Source organism: Amycolatopsis sp. NPDC005003 (genome assembly GCF_053600695.1).
Genome location: NZ_JBSGAI010000006.1, coordinates 251,010 through 272,400, shown reverse-complemented (window position 1 = coordinate 272,400; position 21,391 = coordinate 251,010). Strand labels below are relative to the sequence as shown.

Genomic DNA, 21,391 nt, shown 5'->3' with positions numbered 1-21,391 from the left:
CAAAACCCGAGCACCGGTACTCGGCGGCAACGTGGACGTAGGCGAGGGTGGCCGTCCGGCAGCTCGCGCACAGGCTGGCAGTCACCGAGCCGACCTCGGCGCCGTCGAGATGGAGTCCGATCCGACCGGCCAGCGTCCCCGCGGTCGGTGGACAGGCGACCAGGGCAAGCCCGTCGCCTGGAGCCATGCCGGACGCGTGCTGGAGCGTGACGTCGAGGTGGGTCCACTCGGCGAGGCGCCGGGCCGCAGGCTCTCAGCCTTCCTGCGCGCGGCAGACCTCGCACAGCGTGCCGTGCAGCCGGTAGCGGTGACTGTAGGGCTTGAGCTTGTCGTAGAGGTCCAGATCGAGCCGGTGGCCACGCAAGCAGACGACAAGCTTCCCGGTCGCCGGTCGGACCGGAGTCAGCCCGCCGAACTCGCCACGCGCACCGGACCGAACGACGCCGTCGGCCTGGCCATCACCGAGCACCTCGTAGGAGTACCGACCGGTTCGACTGCGGCCGCTACGCGGGCGAACCGCAGCGCCGCGGCCGCGGCTGGTCGCCACGAGGTCACAGAACTCGAGGTGACCGAAGCCGTCGTCGGTCAGACCGCGCCACCGGCGTTTCGACACACGCAGTTCGAGGTCAGCGCCGGGCCAGGGACCGACAGCCACCAGCACCGCACCCCGGTTGCGAAGCCGACCGGCGAGACGGCGCGCCAACTGCGGTCGTACCCCGCGGACGACAGCCGAGCCGAGGACGACCAGGTCGAACCGTCGATCAACGCGGACACGACGGCGACCAGCTCCGCCCCAGGGTTGGGCGCGAGCGCGAGCCGATCGAGCTCGACGCCCAGCTCGGCTGCCGCCACCACACCGACCTCGGGCATGCCGGTGATCGCCGCCCACGATCCTTCGCGGGTGGCTTCCGCCAGCAAGGCCAAGACCAGAGCGGTCGAGCCGCCGACCGACACAGCGCTGCCGCGCCGCAAGCCCCCGGAAGCAGCCCGGCGAGAGCCGATGCCACCGGCAACGAACCGGCGGACGTCGACGTGTCCACGGTTGGCTCGCCGAGCTGTGCGGACGCCAGGGATCGCCGCGAGTCCGGCCACCGCTTCCGGTACTGCCACCGTGCACCTCCAGCACCACGAACACGCACCGGAGACACCCGCGTGGGGAAGCCGCGAGCGAACCCGAACAGTCATCGAACACCTGTTCGGATACTGCGAGAGGCAGGGACGTCTGTCAAGCCGAGAGCCGCTTAGGCTCACCCACCGCTGTGGTCGGACCGCAGCTCAGGGCGTTCGCTTCCGCACCCGCCGTCACCGATCAGGGTTTTGACCAGCGCAAACACAGCGGGGTTAAGCCAGTCGGGTTACAGTCGAACTCAGACGAGGATGTCCCATCCGGGATGGCGGCCATGGCTGTGCGTGGCTCTTCCCGAGTGCCTGAGTGGGTCGAGCCGATGCTGGCCAAGGCCGACGGCGGACGGCTGCGCGCCGGCCCGGAGTGGGCATACGAGTACAAGCTGGACTTATGTACACGGTCTCGACCTGTGGGTCGAATGGCTGAAAGCCTCTGGCTGACCAGCAAGTGCATGCGCGATCAAGCTCCGTTCGTGGTGCCGACGTCGAGCACATGCGTCAATTCGGTTGTCTCACGGTCGTGAGGAAGTCCTGCAGGGCAGCGTGGCGGAACTGGTACACCGCTCCTGCTTGGCGCAGGACCTGTCTGTGTAGGGCAGCCTGTAGCAACGGCAAGAACCGTATCGGCCGGCCCCGCAGCCGCCAGATCGTTTGGACGACAGTAAGTTGCAAGGCTGGCCCGAACGCGACCAAGAATCCGATCACGAGGCCGCCCGCGAGCCCGACCGCCAGGCTGTCCGGGGATCCGACCACGAGCCCCGTGAGCCCCGTGAGCCCGATCACGAACTCTGTAAGGTCGATCACCCCATTGCCCCCAGATCCAACCACGAGCCCGGTGAGCCCGCCAACGAGGCCAACCACGAAGCCAAACAGGAGAGTGCGTCGGCGATCAAACCGATAGACCTCCGCCGGGTCAATGGCATGTGCTGTAGCCAACGGAGTAACCCAGAGATAAAAGAGCCCTTCTGCTAGGCCGAACGCGAGCCCGAACATAGTCCCTCCTAGCTCGCCCACCAGTCCGCCTGCGATGCCGCCCGCCAGCCCGAACACAACTCCGCCCTCCAGTCCGAACGTGAGCCCGAACAGCAGTCCGAACAGCAGCGCGACCTTTGGTCCGAACCTGAGCCCGTACCTGAGCATGCACACGTAAACATCGCGTAGGTCCGCTCGGGCGGGCCACCGCATGGCGAGACCCCGAGGCCCGCCCGCGAGCCCAGCGAACTCTGAGAACCCGTATGCGACCCCGTACCCAAACCCCATGAGTGCGCCCAGGAGTCCGCCCACGAGCCCGAGTACGACTCCGCCCGTGAGCCCGAACAAGAGTCCGCCCCCAAGTCCAGATGCGAGTCGGAGTTGCCAGGGAGGCACCCAGGCGGGGATGTCCCACCAGCGCAGGTCTCGACTGGTGCCCATGTGCTGGGCGATCCAGGACAGCCACCGGGTGGCGTGGGCGCGTTCGGTCGGGTTGGGGTAGGCCAGCGTGAGGGCGCCGGCGAGCAAGTGGTGCAGCAGTGCGTCAGGGTGGGGGTAGGCGCGGGAGTCGAGCAGGCCGGCCGGGTCGGCGCGGGTGTAGGTGTCCCGGGCCAGGCTGAGCGCCAGCGGGGTGGTCAGGGTGCGGGCGGCGACGCTATCCGGATGCTCGCGCAGCCGGTCGGCGACATGCTGCCAGGCGCGGCGGCGCTCGCCGAGCTGTTCGGCAAGCAGAAACCTCGTAGCGTCGTGGATATCGGCTGGTAGGAGTTTGATTACGGCGGCTCTGTACAGTCGACCGTCCGCGAGCGCAGCCTGGTACTCGGTAGTGCGGCTGGTCAGCACCACTTTAAGCCCGGTGGCGTCGCGGTCGATCGTCTGCAGGGCCGGGCCCTGGATGGCCGGAGCCATCTCGTCCAGGCCGTCGAGAAACAGCGCAATCCGTCCGGTGCGGATCAGATTCTTGGCGGTACCGGGCCCGCCATAGGCAGCGGCGGAGAGGCCGGGATAGTCGCGGGTCAGCGCTGCGGACGCCCAGTCCTCCAGCGAGGTGGTCTCGGGGTTCCAGCCGCCAAGGGTCAGCCACACCGGTACCGGCGCTCCTGAGCTGGGTGGGCGGTGTTCCAGAATGTCGAGCAGTAGCAGCAGCATCGCGGCGGTCTTGCCCGCGCCAGGCCCGCCGAGCACCACAATCCGCCCGGTATCATCGAGGCGCTCGTAGAGTTGCTGGCGGAGTTCGGTGACGACCCCGGATGTAAGCACTCGGCCTGTCGACCCGCCCAGCACAACCGGTCCGGAAACGGCCGGTATGTCGGATTGCAGCTCGGCGGCGGGAACAGCCACGTCCTGGCCCGCCCAGGTCCAGCGCACCGACGCTGATGACGGTGTGGTGATGCGCCGGTCGTGGGCCTGTCGGCGCCAGTACCGCAACGTCTCAGTGGCCAGGTACTCGACTGCCAACTGCGTCGGCTCGCTCGGGACAGGGTCTGCGGCAGCGCGCCGGGAACCCCGTCGCCACAGCGCCAAGAGCGAAACCAAAAGGGCCGCCACGCCGGCGAGCGCGCCGAGTACCTGCGCGTTGCCGATAGCCGCATCACTTGCGACCCGGCCTGTGAACATCCATGCCACTCCGGCCAGTCCAGCGATCACCGCGACCACGATCAGCGCACGCACGGCCCCCTTCATCCGCCGAATTATCCCGGAATCGGGCCAATCTGACGACCTCCGATGCCATCAAACATGGAGAAGATTGCCGCCGTATGCTGTGTGGCCTGAAGAGCGAGCTGACGCTTTCGGCGGATGCCGCACCATGCCGCCCTGCTGGAGCTCTACACCACCGCCGCCGAGGCCGCCCTGCGCAGCGCGCACCGCTTCCACGTGGCCCGAGCGACCATCGGCCAGCTGGGGACCGCGCTGGATTCCCGTGCGGTGATCGACCAGGCCAAAGGCATCCTCATGGCCCTGCACCGCATCAGCGCCGACCAGGCATTCGACCTGCTGGTCACCAATCGCAGCAGCAAAACGTTAAGCTGCGTGGAGTCGCCGAACGTTTCGTCACCAACGTCGTCAACGACCGAAGCTGACCCTCGGCGGCCCGGTTCACCCTCCGGAAGCGAGCGATCCAGGCGGTAACACGCGGCGAATCCACAGCGAGTGACAGTTGCCGGCAGCGAACTCAACTGGGGGCATGTCGAAACGGCAGCGCCGTCTCCGAGTCCACTCCGACAGGAACAGAGGCGATGAGCACCACCACCGAACCACACGACCACAGCGCCAGACCGGCCGAACTCCAGCCCACCGCCGACGTCATCACGGTGAAAGCGCCCAACGTCCTCGACGCCCACACCGCCGACCGGCTCAGCACACCCGTGGCAGCCGCCCCTCCAGAAGCCGCCGTCGTGGTCGACCTGACGGCCGTCACCGAGCTGAGCCTCGAAGCCGCAGCCGAGCTGATGACCTTGACTCATCGATGCCAGCATGAACGCCGCACCTTGCAGGTCATCGCCTCGACGGCCGCACGACGCAAGCTGGCCCTGCTCGGCCTCGACACCCTTCTCCCCTTACACCCACCTGCCTGACCGCCTTGCAGACCGGCGTCCCCCCACCCAGCACCCCCCAATCGGGTGATTGATGCTTTCAAGGGCTTTCGTCCCTGGTAAGTCGGCGGCCGCAGCGACAGACTGAGGCCAAGTCGACACAGTGTGCCTGCGGGCCGCACTCGGGTGGCCCAGGTCCGCGGCCGGTTCAAACCAGAGCCACCGTAGACCGTCCAACCCAGAACGCCGCACTGCCCCGCACCCATCGCCGGGGCACCAGTACGTCAGGTCCTTCCTCGGCGGCGACCCGATCAGCGCGGTGTACTTGCGCGAGAGCGACGCACGGAACAGCCCGGATGCGGCTCCCCCGGCACGACGCAGATCGTCGAAACGGTCCTCGCCGGGTTTCTCGGCGCCACCGAGGACGTGTTCGGCCCGCGGGTGCAGTACGACAATGTCAACAACCGGTTCAGCATGGTGGTCACCTTGACCCCGACCTCGGGCACCGCGGCCGCCGCCCTGTACGTCGCGGCCATCCAGACCGGCGACGCGTGCGCCGGCTGGTGGGTCTACCGGCTGACCCTTGAGCGGCAGCCTCTACCCGCCCGGCAACCTGCTCGACTTCCTGCAGGTCGGGCGGGAACGCGCCGGGCGCGACGGCCTGGGCGCCGACGATATTGTCATTCAGCCCAGGGCCAGCAGGAACTCCAGCACGCTCGTCGTGGCTGCCGCGACTCGCGTCGGCACCGACGTGAACGTCGACTTCGCGCCGGTGCAGTCGGTCACCGTGCGGATGCCGTAAGCGGCGTCCGCGGCCGCACCCGAGCTACCGGTGTCGCTCGGGCCGCCACACCCGGAGACGGCCACGACGACTGCTGCGGCCATGACCGCGACACGCCTTCTCACCAAGGACTCCTCCAGCACCAGCCCCCCCGTCACCGAATGGCCGGCTGGAGGCAGCGAAAGGTTCCCGGCAATTCAGACGAACGGTTCGCGCGGAGCCGAGCTATTGCCGGGTCCGCCGCAGCCGCAGCGCGACGAAGACCGCGGCCACCACAACCACGACGGCGATCAGGATCCACACCCACGCCGGAACGCCACCACCGGTGTCGCCGGAAGCGGCCGCGCTCGGCGTCGCCGAGGTCGCCGACGTCGGGGCAGTAACCGCAGACGACGACGTCGGGGCAGCCGAGCTGGACGTGGTCGGCGGCGAGGCCGGCGCGGTGAGGGTGAAGTGGATCGCCGCGGTCACTTTGTCATCGTCGTCGGAGACGACCTTGTACGTGAGCGTGTAGGCACCCGCGGGTCCGGACGGCGTCACCGCTGCGGAGACGACCGCGTCGGTGACGGTCGGCGTGCTCACCGCCCACGTCGCGCCATCGGGTCCGGTCACCGAGATCGGGTCCGCCTGCAGGGTGACGGGCTCTTCGAAGGTGAGCTCGACCTTGCTCGGCGGCGCCGCGAGGCTGGCGCCCTCGGCGGGCGAGCTCACCTTCAGCTCGGCGTGCGCGGACGCCGGTCCGGCCAACACCAGCAAGCCGGCGACGGCGAGCAGGAACGCTCCGAGCAGTCGTAGGATTTTCATGCGGGTTCCCTCGTTCTGGCGGCGGCTGGTCGTGTACAGGTCGGATGGGAGACCGGATTGGTTCCCGGCGATTCCGCGGAGCGCACAGAGCGCTGGGCAGACCCCCATTGGCTTAACCAGGACCGGGTGACGAGCAGCGCCGAAGACGACGCAGCCCAGCAGCGGCTGAACGAGCCGAGTTCCGTCGAGTGCGCTGAGCCGCAACGCCGTAGTCGGCCATCACGGCACCACCACCGCGGCCGCGGTCAGTCACAGAGTTTTCGGCGACGACTCACGCAGGCGCGGATGCGCCGTCGTAGCAGGAGAGGGAGGCGGAGTGGCACCCGGTTCCCCGGCTTCTGCGCGCATGCTCGCCGTGACAGCCTACGACAGGTCATCACCGACCTACAGGTGGTGGCAGGTATCGGCGGTCCCGGTCACGAGCTTCCGAGTTCCGGCGCCGGTAAACGACGAGCAGCAGGATCAGGCCGGTGGTACTCAGGGCGTGGGTCGAGATTCGCCCGGTGATCGGCAGGCCGCGGAAGAGGTCGCTCACCGAGGCGACACCGAGCACGACGGTCAAGCCGCAATAGAACGGCAGCCAGACGCCCGCCAGCCGGGGTAAAGGGCCACGCACAGCAGTCCGGCGCCCAACGCGAGATTCCAGGAAACACCGGCGAAGCCCGGCTGGACGGGGTGCGTCATCCCGGGCATGGCGACCATGTCGGCGTGCGGGTCGACGGGCAAGAACAGCGCGCCGAACCCGAGCCCGGCCTGTAGGAGGGCGATGAGCGCGAGGGCGTACCGCACGAGCTGACTTTGAGCTGCGGCCCGCTGGGTGTCCTCCGCGAGCAGTGTCGTCACACCGGGAACACGGCTCCCGGGCCGGATCGGTTGAAAGTGATCCCGAATGGCGGGATCCTGGCTCCGAAGGCAGCCGACGGTCGCCGACGTCCGCTCACCGCCAGAAGCGCATGTTCCTCGAACGGCTCGTCCGTCGGCTGGCTCTCGACGGGCGCCGCGCTTGACGGAGTACGAGCAGGACCGCCCGGTTCGGGTCTGACAAGCTGGCCGGATGAATCAGACGCTGCGGTTGGCGGTCGCGCAGAGCACGGTGCCTGAGGATCCGGCGGACCGGGACGCACTTCGCGCAAGCGGAGCGGAGATTCGTGCTCTGATGCACGAGGCGAGTGCTGCGGGAGTCCGGCTTGTGCAGTTCCCCGAGGGCGCGATCACGTATCCCAGCAAGTACGCGGTAGCCGGCGGCGGCATGGCGGAGCTGGCCGAAGCGGACTGGTCGCGTGCCGCTTGGGATGTCATGCGCGAAGAGGCCGAGGCCGTCCTGTCACAAACCGAGATCAGTTACCTGTACACGCCGGGAGTGGCGCCGCTGGTGTTCGAGGTCGACGGTTTCCGATTCGGCTGCGTGCTCTGCATCGAGGTCAACTTCCCCGAACTATTCGCCGAGTACGAACACCTGAACGTCGACTGCGTGCTGGCCTCGGTGATGGTCGATGACGCGCCGAGATCGGTCGTGGCCCAGGCATACGGGACGCTCTACAGCTACTGGGTCGGCTACTCCGTCCCGGCTCAGTTCAGCGCGACAGCTCCGGCCGGCGTCGTCGCGCCCGGCGGACGGTGGATCGGACGCTGTCACGGCGACGGGCGGCCTGGCCTCGCCGTCGCGGAGCTCGATCGCGACGCGCCGGACGCCGACATCGACGTGGCCATCCGGCTGGCACGGCCATGGCGCCGCACGGCCAGAGCCGGTCTCTACGAACACCGCTTCGTGCACGGAGACCCACGAAGCGACACCCGCACCGCATTCTGACGTGTCCCTTCGGCCAACGGCGTTCCGAAGCTTCCCCCGCCCGACGCAGACAGCACCCGTCATGCCGCCCAATGCCCCGGCCCGATTGCGCCGTATTCATCACGTGCCTCGATCGTGCCGCGCGCCTGTCCATCCCGAACGCTCTCGCGTTCCTCAGTGGTTCGCAGGACGATGACGTCCTCGTGCGCGATCAGGTGCAGCGGTAGTCCGGCCTCGCGCTGTTTTCGGATGAAGTCCCGTTGGAAGAAGCTGCCGCGCGCTACCAGCTCGCTCTCGGCAACGCGAGCGAGGAGGGCGACGCAGCGCTCAACCGGAACCAACCCGGCCGCAACACCGCAGGCGATGACCTGAGAGGGCAGGTCGATCAGCTCGGCGTGCTCGCGCCACGGGCGAACGGTGATCACCACGTGGCCGCCCGGGCGCAGGACCCGCGCGCATGCGGTGAGGATGCGGGTGAAGCCGGCCAGCAGGCGGTGGTGACCGATGTTGGCGAGGTTGCCGCGGTCGAGCGCGCTGCCGTAGCGGTAGTGGTGCTTGCGGACCTTGCCGTCCTCCGTCTCCCGGTCGGTCTTGACCAGTCCGTGGACCGACGGCCCGTACGGCGGCGACGTCACCACCAAGGCGACCTGGCCGACGTACGGCTCCGGCAACAGCGTCTCGAGCTGACGGGCGTCACCACGGATGACCATGCCGTCGTGGTCGTGGCCCCGCTTGCGCGCGAAGCGAAGGTTCGCCCGGGCAACGTCGACCCAGTGCGGCTCGTACTCGACACCGGCTGCGCGGCGGCCGAGGTCGATCGCCTCGACCAGCGTGGTGCCGATCCCACACATCGGATCCAGCACTACCTCACCCGGCCTCGTGTAGTGCTCGATCGCGTGGACCGCGACCGCGGGCAACATCTTCGCGGGATGTGCCGTCGACTCCGGCACGTACCGGCCCTTGCGCTGCGCAGCCGGCGACGCCTGCGCCGTCGCCCACACCGACACCGGCAACCCGTCCAGATCCGTCATCGGCGTGCTGGCGACCGGGGTGCTCGGGGTGCGGGCCGCGGCGCGGTCGGGCACGGGCGGGGTTGGGTCGAGGGCGTCGATCAGCGCGCGGGACAGCGGCATGGTCGGCTCGTCGACCTGCGACGGGGAAGTACTCGGCGGTGTGCTGGTCATGGTTGTGTACCCGTCCTTCGGCTGGTCGGTCATCGGAGGCCTGCGGCGTCGGCGTGGGCTTGGGCAAAGATGAAGACGTCGCCATGCACGCGGGTGTGCATCGCGGCCGCGCCGATCTGCGGAGCACGGTCGCCGACGTCGTCGTGGACCGGCCCGACGGGTCCAGGCGGCGGTTGCACGCGACCGTTCCGGATTGGGGTGTTGAGGGTGACGATGTGCTGGAGGTAGAGCAGGTCGGCGTTCTGTGCGGCGGCGATCATCGCTCCGGACCGGTCGATCAGGCGTCCGGTCGACCAGTCGGTGTGGGTGTAGACGGCAAGGATGCCACCGAAGACGAGGACACGGGCGGCTGCGATCGCGAATGCTTCGGCTGATTCGTCGCCTTCGTTATTCGCCGGCAGCACCGTGATGATCAAGTCTGCCCGCGCACGGTCCCTGGTCTGCGGCGACGCGCCTCCGTCGCGCATGGCTTGCTGCATCGGTGCTGCGAGGCCGTGCGCGCCGCCGCCGCCTGCCGGCGTGTGCGCCGCAGCGACGAGTTCGGCCACCACGGCGTCTCGTCCCAGCGTGCACACGGCGTCGCGCACGACAGCCAACTCGCGACCACCAGCAGTGCCAAAGGTCGGCCACGGAGCGATCAGGACACGAGCACCGGATGCGGAAAAGCTCATCGTGATGGACCGGACGATCGGCACGGGCCAAGTCGCCGCCAGATCGATCGGATCGAGGCCGGTCGCCCACACGGTCGGCGGGATGGGCGCGAGTTCACGCGTGCGTTCCACCGCAGTGGTCGCCGTCGTGGAGCGGCGCGGGCGGGCAGTCGGACCGCAGGGGTCGGGTGCGCCCGGGTAGGGAATGCCGTTGGCCGGGCGAGTGCGTCGGGGCCGGTCCGAGCCATCACGATTGGGCGGTCGGTCGGTCGAGGACGTGCGTCGGGTCACGAGCGGAACCTCCGGAGGCGGGCCGCCGACAATCACTTCGGCGACTTCTGCGCTGTCACCGGCTAACTCCGCGAACCCCGTCCACAAGAGACACCATCACGCCGAGACAATTCTTCGCACACTGCTCAGGGCGCACGCAGGGCGTGAAACGCCTTCGACACGGCTTTGACACGGCTCTGACCTGGGCGTGAAGCGGTTTTGAGGCGGCTGGCCCGGCTTCCTGGCGACGTCACTTTCCGCTCGTTCAGGAGTGCCGTCATGGACTTTCCGTCAGCGCGCAGTCATCGCTCCGAGCCCGGTGTGTTCGACTCTGCTCGCACCGCGTTCGCCTGGCTCGTCACCGGACCGCACCCGGTCGCCCTCGACGGCCGTCGGATTCGCGGGTTGCCGCCGCGGCTGGTGCCGCTGGACGAGGTCGGCGCCACGCTGATCGCCAAGGGGTGTCCACAGGAGACGCGGGATGCGGTGTGGACAGCTCTCGTGACGCGGTCGCGCGCCGAGGGCCGCACGTGGACGGTCGCGTGCGTCGGGCTCGCACTGCCGGTCCTGATCCCGGTCGCGGCCAAGCTGACCGGCCGATTTCGCGGCGAAGTCCACGACATCCACGCCGCCGTGCTGACCGGCTTCCTCGAAGCGCTCGCCGACGTCGACCTCACCCGGCCGGCCATCCTCGTGCGGCTGCGCTGGTCCGCCTACCGCGCCGGGCACCGCGCGCTGCGCGACGCCCTTGACGCCGCCGCCCCCGTGGCCGACCTCGGCGCTCGTGCACCCGGACCGCAGAACGCCGGCGGCCACCCGGACTTCGTCCTGCTGGCCGCTGTCGGGGCCGGCGTGCTGACCGCGGCGGAGGCGTCGCTGATCGGCGACACCCGGTTCGGTGAGCTGTCGCTGGCCGACGCCGCCCACGCACGCGGCCAGACGTACAAGGCGACCCAGCAGGCGCGTCACCGAGCCGAACGCAAACTCGCCGGCTACCTCATCGCCCTTCGCGAGGACGGGGCAACCCTCGCTCGGCGAGGTCGAGTGGCACGTCGTGCACTGCCGCCAGGCCGGTCCGGCGCTGAGAAGACGCGGCGTCCGGTGTCTCCTCGCCCCTCGAATTCCGGAGTTGGTGACCGCGGGACGCGATCGCCCGCGCGCCCTCGCCCATCCCGGTCCGAAGTGGAACCGGGCGCCGTTCAGGAGGCGTCCTCATGCGACTGATCTCGCCACGTCGGCCGTCGAAGCGGCCCGAAAACCGAACCAGCTCACCTACCTGCCCAGCCCCGAAAGCTCCGACCTCTCCGCTGCGACCGCGACGTCGGTTTATGGTTCTGCTCGGCTGCACGTTGGCCGTCGCGGCGCTATTGCTCAGCGGGTCCGCGGCACGCGCCGAGACCGTGCACTACGTCGCGCTCGCGCAGACGGTCGACCAAGTTCTGTCGAATATCCGCTCATGGATCATGGGCATCCTCGCCGGCGTCGCGCTCGTGTTCCTCACCATCGGCGGGCTGCGCTACCTGATGGCGTCCGGCGACCCCGGCGAGATCGAGAAGGCGAAAGGCGCGTTCAAGGCCGCCGGCATCGGGTTCGGCCTGGCGGCGCTCGCGCCGATCGTCGTCGAAATCCTCAAGACGATCGTCGGCGGGGTGTGACCGATGTCCATCCCGCGCCGGATGCTCGCGCCTCCAGAACCTTCCGCCGTCGACAGACGACCGAGGTGGCGCCGGCACGCCCGCCGAGCCGGCATGGTGGCCGCGTCCCTCGTTGTCGCGCTCGGCCTGATCACGTCGGCCTCGAACCCTCGCCCAGCGGAAGCCGTGGGCCAGCTCGCCCCCGCCCAACCTCCGCTGCCGTTGCCGCCCAATCCCACCTGCGCGCCCGGCTCGACCGAACCGGCCTGCCACCTTCCGAGCGCGTCATCGCGCCCGCCGATCCCAGCCTCTCCCCTGCCGCCGATCACTACGCTGCCCGCGCCACCGTCATGTTTCCCGGGTTCGCCGGTGCCGGGCTGCGCGCCACCGAGCAGCCCGGCCACGTGCCAGGGACCGAACTGCATCCCGCAGCCCTCCACGCTGGTCCCGAGCACGCCACCGCCGGCACCGGTGCCCAACGGCACCGGCGATGCAGCCGAGTGCGGTCTGACCGACCTCGCGGGTTGCATGGTCGTCGCCGCGAGCACGTTGTTCGCCGCGGTCGTCGCCGCCGGGCTGAACCCGCTGCTGGATCTGCTCGGCAAGACGCTACTGACGACCCCCGAGCCGGATCAGCTACCAGGCTTGGGCGCGATCTGGGTCGGGTCGTGGCACGTCCTGCTCGCCGCCTACGTCGTGCTCGTGCTGCTGGCCGGGCTGATCATCATGGGCTACCAGACGCTGCAGGCCCGCTACACCGTCAAGGAAATCGCGCCCCGGCTCGTGGTCGGGTTCCTCGCCGGCACGCTGTCGCTGTTTCTCGCGACCAAGGGCATCCAGATCGCCAACGCGGTCTCCACCGCCATCCTCGGCATCGGCGCCGACCCGGCCGAGATGACCCGCAGCCTGATCACCATGGTGCAGAACTCCCTGCACGGCGGCGGCCTGTTCCTCGGCATCCTCGGGCTCGGCCTGGTCGCGATGCTGCTGGTCCTGCTCGTCGTCTTCATCGTCCGGGTGATCGCCACCGTCCTGCTGATCGCCGCCGCACCGATCGCGCTCATGCTGCACGCGCTCCCGCACACCGAAGGCGTCGCCTACCTGTGGTGGAAAGCCACCGGCGGCGTCCTGGCCATCCAGGTCGGCCAGTCCCTGACCCTCGTCGTCACGGTGAGGATCTTCTTCGCGCCCGGCGGCTTCACCATCTTCGGGCCGTCGCTGTCGGCGCTGATGAACCTGCTCTTGTGCATCGCACTGTTCTACGTGCTGATCAAAATCCCGTTCTGGTTCCTCGCGCCGCTGCGCTCCGGCCGGCCCAGCCTGCTCGGACGGATCGCGCGCGGCGTCATCGCCTACAAGACGATGGGGCTCCTCGCCGGCGCCGCGGCCGGCCGGGCCGGCGGACGACCTCGTGCGCACGGGCCGAGCGCACCGGCTGATCCGCCGGCGACACGGTCGGGACAGTTCATGCTCCCGATGCGGGTGCGCCGAACTCCTCCCCCGTCCCGGAGCACGCGTCGCGGATGGGATGCACCGCGTGCGCTCGACGAGCGGGGTCCAGGCCCCGGTCAGCTGTCGATGTTCAGCTCCACCGTGCGCGACGGGGACACGACGATCCGTCCGAATCCCCGGGTTCTGCCGACAGAGCCGCCGAACGCGTTGCCGGCCGACCAGCTCGGGCTGCCGATGGCCGTGCGCCGAGACCCTGACCGCACGCCACGGCGCACCCTCGCCGACGACCTCGCCACCCCGGCGACCACACCGCACCCTCCACGCCAGACCGGGTTGCTGATGCCGGACGGGCGGATCAACCGCAACGCCCGCCCACCCGCAAGGCTGCCGAACGCCCTACTCGCGCCAGGCGCAGGCATGCTGCCGATCCACCTGCCAACCCAGACACCACGGCCCGCGCGCCGCAGCCTCACCGACGAGCTCGCCGACCCGGCCCGCACCAACCGCGCGCCGCAAACCGGCCCGGGACTGCTCACCTCCTCCGGACAGATCAACCGCGCCGCCCGGGCTCGCCGCCGACCGCCTCCCGATGCCTACAGCGGCAACCGGCCCCTCTCCTCCGGGCAGTACCCACTCCCCCTCGGCGTGCAGCGCCAGCCGAAACCGACACCGCCCGCCGACCCTGCGCCGCCGCCAAAACCGGCCGACACGCAGCTGCCGTTGCCACTGAATCTGCCGTCTCGGCGACGGCGCCCGAAGTCGAAGTGAGGTAACGACGTCATGTCCCACCCTGTGCGCATTCCCGCCGACGTCGACCGCCCCGACCGCGTACTCGGCCCGCTCACCGCACGGCAACTGGCCATCCTCGGCGTCACCGGCCTGCTGCTCTACGCCCTCTACAACGCCACCCACGCCTTCCTACCGCTCCCGCTGTTCCTGCTCATCGCGGCGCCGGTCGCCTTGGCGGTCACGGTGCTGGCGCTCGGCCGCCGCGACGGCGTCGCCCTCGACCACCTCCTGCTGGCCGCGATCCGGCAACGCCTCACCCCACGCCACCAGGTCTCCGCACCGGAAGGTGTGCAGCCGGCGCCGGCGTGGCTGACCGCCGGACGCGACTCCGCCCGCGAGGACGTGGCACCGACGCCTCTCGAACTGCCCGCGCGCAGCGTCACCAGCGGCGCCACCGCCGGAGTCGTGGACCTCGGACCGGACGGGCTCGCGGTGATCGCAGCCTGCTCGACGGTGAACTTCTCCCTGCGCACACCCGCCGAGCAAGAGGCCCTCGTTGCCTCCTTCGCGCGTTACCTGCACTCGCTCACCGCGCCGGTGCAGTTCCTCGTCCGCGCCGAGCGCCTCGACCTCGTCCCGCAGATCGACGAGCTCCGCGCCCGAGCCGGCGGACTCCCCCACCCGGCGCTGGAAGCCACCGCGCTCGACCACGCCGATTACCTCACCCATCTCAGCCGGCACGCCGACCTGCTGCGCCGCCAGGTCCTCTTGGTCCTGCGCGAACCCGCGCGGCCTGCCGTCGCCGTCAGCTCCGCGCTAGGCCACCTCCGCCGGAAAGCGGCGGCGACGCCGATCGATCCGGCGGCACGCCAGGCAGCTGAGCAGCGGCTCGCGCGGCGCCTGAACGAGGCCACCGAGCTGCTCGCGCCGGCCGGCATCGTCGTCACCGCCCTGGACGCCAACACCGCGACCGGCGTCCTGGCCGCCGCCTGCAACCCCGACACCTTTCTGCCGCCCTCGGCCACGCTCGCCGGCGACATCGTCACCGCTGCGGCGATCACCGACCTCTACGACGACGACTTCGAAGGCAGGTGAACCGCGATGTCCCGCACCCATGACCTCGGCACGAAAGCAGAGGCATTCACCCCGGACGCACTGTCGGTCGGAGCTCGTCACCTCGAGGTCGGCAACGAGTGGGTCGCCTCGTTCGGCGTCACCGGCTACCCGCAGGAGGTCTACCCCGGCTGGCTCGCCCCGCTGCTGACCTACCCCGCCCGGCTCGACGTGTCCGTCCACGTCCAGCCCGTCGATCCGATGACCGCGGCCAGCGGGCTGAAGAAGCAACGCGCCCGCCTCGAATCGTCCCGCCGACATCACGCCCGGCACGACCAGCTCGACGACCCGGACCTCGACGCCGCCGCCGAAGACGCGGCCGACCTCTCCCGCCGGGTCGCCCGCGGCGAAGGCCGGCTGTTCAAGTTCGGCCTCTACCTGACCATCCACGCACCCGACGAGGAGACGCTCGCCGAGGAGGTGTCGGCGCTGCGGTCGCTGTGTGCATCGTTGCTGCTGGACGCCAAGCCGGCCACGTACCGCTCGCTGCAGGGCTGGGTGACCACGTTGCCACTCGGGCTGGACTCGCTCGGTCTGAAGAGGACGTTCGACACTGCCGCCGCGTCCGCCGCATTTCCCTTCACATCACCCGACCTCCCAGTTACGGACCCGACCTCCTCCGTTCCGAACGGGGTGCTTTACGGCTACAACGTCGGCTCCCAAGGACTGGTGCACTGGGACCGGTTCGCCTGCGACAACCACAACGCCGTCGTGCTCGGCCGCTCCGGCTCCGGCAAGTCGTACCTGGTCAAGCTCGAAACCCTGCGCAGCCTCTACCGCGACATCCAGGCTTTCGTCATCGACCCCGAAGCCGAATACGCCCGCCTCGCCGCGCAGGTCGGCGGTGCCTACGTCCACCTCGGCGCCGGCGGCGTCCGGCTCAACCCCTTCGACCTGCCCATCCACACCACCGCGGCCGGCCGGAGGACCGCTCCGCACGACGCCCTCAACCGACGAGCCCTGTTCCTGCAGACCGTGCTCGCCGTGTGCCTCGGCACTGAGTTGAGCGCGGGCGAACGCGCCGTCGTGGACACCGCGCTCACCACGACCTACGCGAACGCCGGGATCACCACCGACCCGCGCACCTGGACCCGCCCGGCGCCGCTGATGCGCGACCTCCGTGACACCCTCGCGACTGCTCGAGACGGCGCGGACCTCGCTGCCCGGCTGCACCCGTTCGTCGACGGCGCGTTCGCCGACCTCTTCGCCGGACCCACGACCACCACCCCCGACGGGCACCTCGTCGTGTTCTCCTTGCGCGACCTGCCTGACGAGCTGAAGGCGATCGGGACCCTGCTGACCCTCGACGCAGTCTGGCGACGCGTCTCCAACCCGGCCGACCGACGCCGTCGGCTGGTCGTCGTCGACGAGGCCTGGCTGCTCATGCAGTCACCGGAAGGCGCGAAGTACCTGTTCCGGATGGCGAAGACCTTCCGCAAGCACTGGGCCGGGCTCACGGTCGCGACCCAGGACATCGAAGACGTCCTCGGCAGCGACCTCGGCCGAGCCATCGTGGCCAACGCGGCCACCAGCGTGCTGCTGCGACAGTCACCGCAGGCGATCGACCAGATCGCGGCGACCTTCAACCTCTCCGAAGGCCAGCGCCAGTTCCTGCTGACGGCCGACCGCGGACAAGGCCTGCTCGGCTCTGGCACCGAATGGGTCGCCTTTCAAGCGCTCGCGTCGCCGGCAGAGAACGTCCTGGTCACGACTGATCCCGCCGAGCTGGCCGAGATCGCACAGGACTTCGGCGATCCCTCCGTGGACGACGTCGTCGACCTCGGTCCGGTGACTGGCTCATGATCTGGCACGCCGGGTGGATCAGCGACTACCTGACTGATCCGTGGACCGCGGTGCACCAGCTGCTCAAGGACGTCCTCGACGTGGCGTTGAGCTGGGGGCCGATCGCTCTCCCCGCGCTGGTCACGATGATCTTGGGTCAAGCAGCCGGCCGGAGCTGGTGGCGACGCCGCTGCCACGCCGCGCTGCTCGTCGACGCGCGGTGCGTCAGCGTGCTCGCCCCGCCGACCGTCGATTGCGCCGGCGGCGCTCTGCTGTGGGCCAACCTCGTCGGGTTGCTGCGACCGAGCTGGCGACGCTGGTTCACCGGCCAACCGCACCTGACATGGGAGTACCGCTTCTCCGAGCACGGCGTCGCCCTGCGGCTGTGGGTCCCGGGCGTGATCCCGCCGGGTCTCGTCGAGCGGGCCATCGAAGCCGCCTGGCCCGGCGCGCACACCCGCGCGGTCCCCGCCGATCCACCGCTGCCCGAACCGGGCGACGACCGGCGGGTGGTCACGGTCGGCGGCCAGCTGCGGCTCGCCCGGCCCGAAGCGCTGCCGATCCGGACCGGGTTCGACGCCGACCCGATCCGCGGGCTGCTCGGCGCGCCGGTCGGGCTCGGCCGCGACGAGTACGCCAGCGTCCAGGTCCTCGCCCGGCCGGTCACCGGCCGACGGGTCAGCCGAGCTCGTCGCGCGGCCCGACGTATGCACACCGGCGCGTCCGGCCGACTCGGTGGCCGCGTCCTCGACCTGCTCACACCAGGCGCGGCGGCGACACGGCCCGGGCGTACCCGTGATACCCGCCGGATCAGCCAGGACCCGCAGCTGTCGCTGGAGTACTCCGCGCAGAACCGGGCGATCGTGGGCAAGCAGCGCGGCTCCCAATACGAGGTCGTCGTCCGCTACGCCGTCACCACCCACCTGGCGGCCGACGCCGACGACCGGGAAGCCCGTGACACCGCCCGCGGCCGCGCACACGCCCTCGCCGCAAGCTTCGCCGCCTACACCGAGCACAACTACTTCACCCGTACCCGCCTCCGTCACCCGCAGCGCGCGCTCGCCGAGCGTCGTCTCGGCCGCGGCGACCTGATGGCCGTGCCCGAGCTGGCGGCCATCGCGCACTTGCCGGTCGACGCGGAGATCCCCGGCATCGAGCGTGCCGGCGCGAAAGCCGTCGCGCCGCCACCGGGCGTCGCCGTGCCGGGGCCCGAGGTCAAGCCGCTCGGGGTGGCCGACAGCGGCCACGCCCGCGGCGTCGGGCTACGCGTGCCGGACGCCCACCACCACCTGCACGTGCTCGGCGCCACTGGGTCGGGGAAGTCGACGCTGCTGGCGAACATGATCCTCGACGACGCGGACGCCGGCCGCGGCGTCGTGCTCATCGACCCCAAGGGCGACCTCGTCACCGACGTCCTCTCCCGGCTCCCCCGCGAGGCCGCCGACCGCGTCGTGCTCTTCGACGCCGACTCCCGGCAACGCCCGCCCTGCCTCAACCCCCTCGAAGGTGGCGAGACCGATCGCGAGGTCGACAACCTCGTCTCGGTGTTCCGCCGCGTCTACTCCGCGTTCTGGGGTCCCCGCACCGACGACCTCATGCGCGCCGCCTGCCTCACCCTCCGCGCCCAGGAGTATGTCCCGACCCTCGCCGACCTGCCCAAGCTGCTCGGCAGCGAGGCCTTCCGGGCCCGCATCACCTCCGGCCTGACCGACCCGGTCCTCACCGGGTTCTGGGAGTGGTACGACGAGCTCACCGACTCCAGCCGCAGCCAAGTCATCTCGCCGCTGATGAACAAGCTCCGCGCGTTCCTGCTGCGGCCCTTCGTCCGGGACGCGATCGCCGGCGGTCGGTCCACCGTCGACATGACCCAGGTCCTCGACCAGGGCGGGATCTGCCTCGTCCGGATCCCCAAGGGTTCGCTCGGCGACGAGACGACCCGGCTCGTCGGCTCGCTGGTCGTCGCCCGCACGTGGCAGGCCACCACCGGCCGCGCCCGGGTTCCGCAGCGCGAACGGCCGGACGCGTCCCTGGTCATCGACGAGTGCCACAACTTCCTCAACCTGCCCTACCCGCTCGAGGACATGCTCGCCGAAGCCCGCGGCTTCCGCGTCGCCATGACCCTCGCCCACCAGCACCTCGGCCAGCTCCCCCGCGAACTCAAGGAAGGCATCTCGACCAACGCCCGGTCGAAGATCTTCTTCAACGCCTCCCCCGAAGACGCCCGCGAACTCGCTCGACACACCGCGCCGCGGCTGTCCGAACACGACCTCGCCCACCTCGGCGTCTACCACGTCGCCGCCCGGCTCGTCGTCAACGGTGCCGAAACCGAGCCGTTCACGATGACGACAACTCCCCTGCGCCCCGCCGTTCCCGGGCGAGCCAAGGAGATCCGCGCAGCTATCCGCCGTCGCCAGTCCGAGCCCGCGAACCGGACAACCACTGACAGCTCGAAGCCGGCCGTCCACGGCCGCAAGACCGATCCCCGCCGCGCGCGGCTCTGAGACCCGCGGAGGTTTCCGTTGATCACCACCACGACCCGGCAGCATCAGCTGCGTCAGCATCTTCCCGGCGCAATCGCCGCCCGCGCTGCGAACTCGATCGAACACCAGGCCGCACTCGCAACGCGCCTCACGCCGCGGGACAAGTGGCTCCTGGCCCTGCTGCACGAACACCGCGTCCTCACCTCCACCCAGGTGCAGGCTGCGGCGTTCCCCTCCGGCCGCTCCGCCCGCCAGCGTCTGCGCGAGCTCTACCTCTGGCGCGCGGTCAGCCGGTTCCAGCCGTTCCGCCAGCACGGCTCGGCACCGATGCACTACGTCCTCGGTCCCGCCGGCGCCGCCGTGCTGGCCGCCGAACACGGCCTCGACGTCAAGGACCTCGGCTACCGGCACGACCGCGCCATGGCTATCGCCCACAACCAGCGCCTCGCCCACACCGTCGGCGTCGGCGACTTCTTCACCTCCCTGATCGCCCACAGCCGACGCCTCGCCGGTGACGGCTTGACCGCCTGGTGGGCGGAGTCCCGCTGCGCCCGTCACTTCGGCGACCTCGTCATCCCCGACGCCTACGGCCGGTGGCGCAGCCGCGCCGGCGAACTCGAGTTCTTCCTCGAATACGACACCGGCAGCGAGTCGTTGACGAAGGTCGCCCGGAAGCTGCTCGCCTACGCGAGGCTCTCTGACTCCACCGGCATCGCCACACCCGTGCTGCTGTGGTTCCCGACGAACCGACGCGAGGCCAACGCCCGGGCGGCGCTGGCCCGCATCCATGCCGACCTCGAGCGACCGGCCGACGTGCCGGTCGCGACCGCGTCAGCCGACCTGCTCGACCAGCAGGCCACGTGCCCGTGCCCTGCGCACGCTGTCTGGCTGCCGCTGGTGACGAGGTCGGCCATCCGGACGTCACCACGCCGCGAACTCGGCGAACTTGCGGAGGTATGGCCACACCTCCCCGCGCCGGCTGCCACCGAGGCCGCCGACCTCGTCGGGAGGGAAGCGACGGCCTACCGCCTGCCGGCGCCCCAACCTCAGCCACCGATGGCCAGCCCTGCTCGGGCCCGGCGTCCCTGCTCCTGATCGCGAGGAAGTGCTGCATGGGATCCAAGATCGCCATCGGGGTCGCCGTCATCCTTGCGACGGTCCCGCTCTTGTTCGGCGCGGTGCCGCAAGCAGTCGTCACCTCCCTCAACGCCGGTTCCGGGTTGAGCTGTGCCCCGAGTACCCAGCCCAGCAGCTCGGTGCCGGGTTACCAGCCGGATCAACTCGCCAATGCCACGATCATCACCTCGGTCGGCAAGCAGCTGCAGGTTCCCGCGGCCGGCTGGGTCACCGCGATCGCGGTCGCCATCCAGGAGTCCGGCCTGCGCAACCTCGACCACGGCGACCGCGACAGCCTCGGCCTGTTCCAACAGCGCCCCTCTCAGGGCTGGGGCACACCCGAGCAGATCATGGATCCGACCTACACAGCCACGCAGTTCTACCGGCACCTGCAGGCTGTGCCCGGCTGGCAGCAGATGACGCTCAACGCCGCCGCACAAGCCGTCCAGCGGTCCGGAACCCCCGACGCCTACGGCCGCCACGAGAAGGACGCCACGGCCATCGTGGCCGCAGTGGGCGGGATGTCTTGCGAGAACACCGGCGGCGGGTGCACGGACATCACCGCCCCGACTCCCGCCGCGCTGACTGCGATCAACTACGCCTGCGGCCAGCGCGGGCTCCCGTACGTGTGGGGCGGCAACGGCCCGGTCGCCGGTGACGCCGGGTTCGATTGCAGCGGGCTGACCCGCGCCGCCTACAAAGCGGCAGGCATCACCCTGCCGCGCACGTCGCGTGAGCAGTACACCGCGGGGCCACGTGTGCCCGCCGGCGATCCGCTGCTACCGGGCGATCTCGTCTTCTACGCCGCGGCCGACGGTGTGCACCACGTCGGCCTGTACATCGGCGGCGGCAACATGATCGACGCGCCCGACTTCGGGAAACCGGTACAGGTGGAGCCCTACCGATACTTCGGCGACGACTACATCGGCGCCACGAGACCATCCGCTCCACGGTGATACGTCCTACGACAAGACCC

At 70.1% G+C, this 21,391-nt stretch carries 19 protein-coding genes and 1 pseudogene; 11 read left to right on the top strand and 9 right to left on the bottom strand.

What is annotated here, in order from left to right; translation table 11 throughout:
- Positions 1-253 precede the first annotated feature (253 nt).
- The 3 genes from ACWED2_RS10080 to ACWED2_RS10070 form a co-directional block, all read right to left on the bottom strand.
- Positions 254-655: a hypothetical protein gene (locus tag ACWED2_RS10080; RefSeq protein WP_449690098.1), complete on the bottom strand. Its 402-nt coding sequence runs from the start codon at positions 653-655 to the stop codon at positions 254-256.
- Positions 586-954: a hypothetical protein gene (locus ACWED2_RS10075; RefSeq protein ID WP_449690097.1), complete on the bottom strand. Its 369-nt coding sequence runs from the start codon at positions 952-954 to the stop codon at positions 586-588. The genes ACWED2_RS10080 and ACWED2_RS10075 overlap by 70 nt, the downstream gene beginning before the upstream one ends.
- A 669-nt stretch (positions 955-1,623) precedes the next feature.
- Positions 1,624-3,780, bottom strand: coding sequence for a hypothetical protein (locus ACWED2_RS10070; protein ID WP_449690096.1), 2,157 nt, complete (start codon positions 3,778-3,780; stop codon positions 1,624-1,626).
- Between the two features lie 126 nt (positions 3,781-3,906).
- Between ACWED2_RS10070 and ACWED2_RS10065 the strand changes: the two are divergent.
- Positions 3,907-4,178, top strand: a pseudogene (locus tag ACWED2_RS10065) (ANTAR domain-containing response regulator); the annotation flags it as partial.
- A 156-nt stretch (positions 4,179-4,334) separates the two neighbouring features.
- Positions 4,335-4,673 carry an STAS domain-containing protein gene (locus tag ACWED2_RS10060; RefSeq protein WP_449690095.1) on the top strand — a complete coding sequence of 113 codons (339 nt, stop codon included), beginning with the start codon at positions 4,335-4,337 and terminating at the stop codon, positions 4,671-4,673.
- 642 nt (positions 4,674-5,315) lie between these two features.
- Here ACWED2_RS10060 and ACWED2_RS10055 read toward each other — a convergent pair.
- From ACWED2_RS10055 to ACWED2_RS10040, 4 genes are all read right to left on the bottom strand, one after another.
- Positions 5,316-5,537, bottom strand: coding sequence for a hypothetical protein (locus ACWED2_RS10055; RefSeq protein WP_449690094.1), 222 nt, complete (start codon positions 5,535-5,537; stop codon positions 5,316-5,318).
- Between the two features lie 100 nt (positions 5,538-5,637).
- Positions 5,638-6,216, bottom strand: coding sequence for a copper resistance CopC family protein (locus tag ACWED2_RS10050; protein ID WP_449690093.1), 579 nt, complete (start codon positions 6,214-6,216; stop codon positions 5,638-5,640).
- Positions 6,217-6,592: 376 nt separating this feature from the next.
- Complete coding sequence (locus ACWED2_RS10045) at positions 6,593-6,778, bottom strand: hypothetical protein (RefSeq protein WP_449690092.1); 186 nt, start codon at positions 6,776-6,778, stop codon at positions 6,593-6,595.
- On the bottom strand, positions 6,775-7,059 hold the full coding sequence (locus ACWED2_RS10040; RefSeq protein WP_449690091.1) for a hypothetical protein: 285 nt from the start codon (positions 7,057-7,059) through the stop codon (positions 6,775-6,777). Before ACWED2_RS10040 ends, ACWED2_RS10045 begins: the two co-directional genes overlap by 4 nt.
- 211 nt (positions 7,060-7,270) lie before the next feature.
- Between ACWED2_RS10040 and ACWED2_RS10035 the strand changes: the two genes are divergently transcribed.
- Positions 7,271-8,026 carry a hypothetical protein gene (locus ACWED2_RS10035; RefSeq protein ID WP_449690090.1) on the top strand — a complete coding sequence of 252 codons (756 nt, stop codon included), beginning with the start codon at positions 7,271-7,273 and terminating at the stop codon, positions 8,024-8,026.
- Between the two features lie 59 nt (positions 8,027-8,085).
- Here ACWED2_RS10035 and ACWED2_RS10030 read toward each other — a convergent pair whose 3' ends face one another.
- Together ACWED2_RS10030 and ACWED2_RS10025 are read right to left on the bottom strand one after the other, a co-directional pair.
- Entirely contained in the window at positions 8,086-9,222 is a 1,137-nt protein-coding gene (locus ACWED2_RS10030) for a TRM11 family SAM-dependent methyltransferase (protein WP_449690089.1), read from the bottom strand.
- Positions 9,219-9,971 carry a hypothetical protein gene (locus ACWED2_RS10025; protein ID WP_449690088.1) on the bottom strand — a complete coding sequence of 251 codons (753 nt, stop codon included), beginning with the start codon at positions 9,969-9,971 and terminating at the stop codon, positions 9,219-9,221. The genes ACWED2_RS10030 and ACWED2_RS10025 overlap by 4 nt, the downstream gene beginning before the upstream one ends.
- Before the next feature lie 459 nt (positions 9,972-10,430).
- Here ACWED2_RS10025 and ACWED2_RS10020 point away from each other — a divergent pair, with 459 nt between their 5' ends.
- From ACWED2_RS10020 to ACWED2_RS09985, 8 genes are all read left to right on the top strand, one after another.
- Complete coding sequence (locus ACWED2_RS10020) at positions 10,431-11,333, top strand: sigma-70 family RNA polymerase sigma factor (protein WP_449690087.1); 903 nt, start codon at positions 10,431-10,433, stop codon at positions 11,331-11,333.
- A gap of 104 nt (positions 11,334-11,437) precedes the next feature.
- Positions 11,438-11,764 carry a pilin gene (locus ACWED2_RS10015; RefSeq protein WP_449690086.1) on the top strand — a complete coding sequence of 109 codons (327 nt, stop codon included), beginning with the start codon at positions 11,438-11,440 and terminating at the stop codon, positions 11,762-11,764.
- Positions 11,765-12,214: 450 nt separating this feature from the next.
- Entirely contained in the window at positions 12,215-13,963 is a 1,749-nt protein-coding gene (locus tag ACWED2_RS10010) for a hypothetical protein (RefSeq protein WP_449690085.1), read from the top strand.
- Positions 13,964-13,975: 12 nt separating this feature from the next.
- Positions 13,976-15,019: a PrgI family protein gene (locus tag ACWED2_RS10005; protein WP_449690084.1), complete on the top strand. Its 1,044-nt coding sequence runs from the start codon at positions 13,976-13,978 to the stop codon at positions 15,017-15,019.
- A 6-nt stretch (positions 15,020-15,025) separates the two neighbouring features.
- A complete protein-coding gene (locus ACWED2_RS10000; RefSeq protein ID WP_449690083.1) occupies positions 15,026-16,840 on the top strand; it encodes a VirB4 family type IV secretion system protein in 1,815 nt (604 codons plus the stop codon).
- The gene (locus ACWED2_RS09995; protein WP_449690082.1) at positions 16,837-19,320 is read left to right on the top strand and encodes a type IV secretory system conjugative DNA transfer family protein; all 2,484 of its coding nucleotides are present in this window, start codon (positions 16,837-16,839) and stop codon (positions 19,318-19,320) included. The genes ACWED2_RS10000 and ACWED2_RS09995 overlap by 4 nt, the downstream gene beginning before the upstream one ends.
- Positions 19,321-19,338: 18 nt before the next feature.
- A complete protein-coding gene (locus ACWED2_RS09990) occupies positions 19,339-20,394 on the top strand; it encodes a replication-relaxation family protein (RefSeq protein ID WP_449690081.1) in 1,056 nt (351 codons plus the stop codon).
- A gap of 17 nt (positions 20,395-20,411) precedes the next feature.
- Entirely contained in the window at positions 20,412-21,371 is a 960-nt protein-coding gene (locus ACWED2_RS09985) for a C40 family peptidase (RefSeq protein WP_449690080.1), read from the top strand.
- The last annotated feature ends 20 nt before the right edge of the window (positions 21,372-21,391 follow it).

Coding starts and splice junctions, on each gene's coding strand:
- ACWED2_RS10070 (WP_449690096.1), bottom strand. CDS start 3,780: ATGAAGGGGGCCGTGCGTGCGCTGATCGTGGTCGCGGTGATCGCTGGA.
- ACWED2_RS10060 (WP_449690095.1), top strand. CDS start 4,335: ATGAGCACCACCACCGAACCACACGACCACAGCGCCAGACCGGCCGAA.
- ACWED2_RS10050 (WP_449690093.1), bottom strand. CDS start 6,216: ATGAAAATCCTACGACTGCTCGGAGCGTTCCTGCTCGCCGTCGCCGGC.
- ACWED2_RS10035 (WP_449690090.1), top strand. CDS start 7,271: ATGAATCAGACGCTGCGGTTGGCGGTCGCGCAGAGCACGGTGCCTGAG.
- ACWED2_RS10030 (WP_449690089.1), bottom strand. CDS start 9,222: ATGACCGACCAGCCGAAGGACGGGTACACAACCATGACCAGCACACCG.
- ACWED2_RS10015 (WP_449690086.1), top strand. CDS start 11,438: ATGGTTCTGCTCGGCTGCACGTTGGCCGTCGCGGCGCTATTGCTCAGC.
- ACWED2_RS10005 (WP_449690084.1), top strand. CDS start 13,976: ATGTCCCACCCTGTGCGCATTCCCGCCGACGTCGACCGCCCCGACCGC.
- ACWED2_RS10000 (WP_449690083.1), top strand. CDS start 15,026: ATGTCCCGCACCCATGACCTCGGCACGAAAGCAGAGGCATTCACCCCG.
- ACWED2_RS09995 (WP_449690082.1), top strand. CDS start 16,837: ATGATCTGGCACGCCGGGTGGATCAGCGACTACCTGACTGATCCGTGG.
- ACWED2_RS09985 (WP_449690080.1), top strand. CDS start 20,412: ATGGGATCCAAGATCGCCATCGGGGTCGCCGTCATCCTTGCGACGGTC.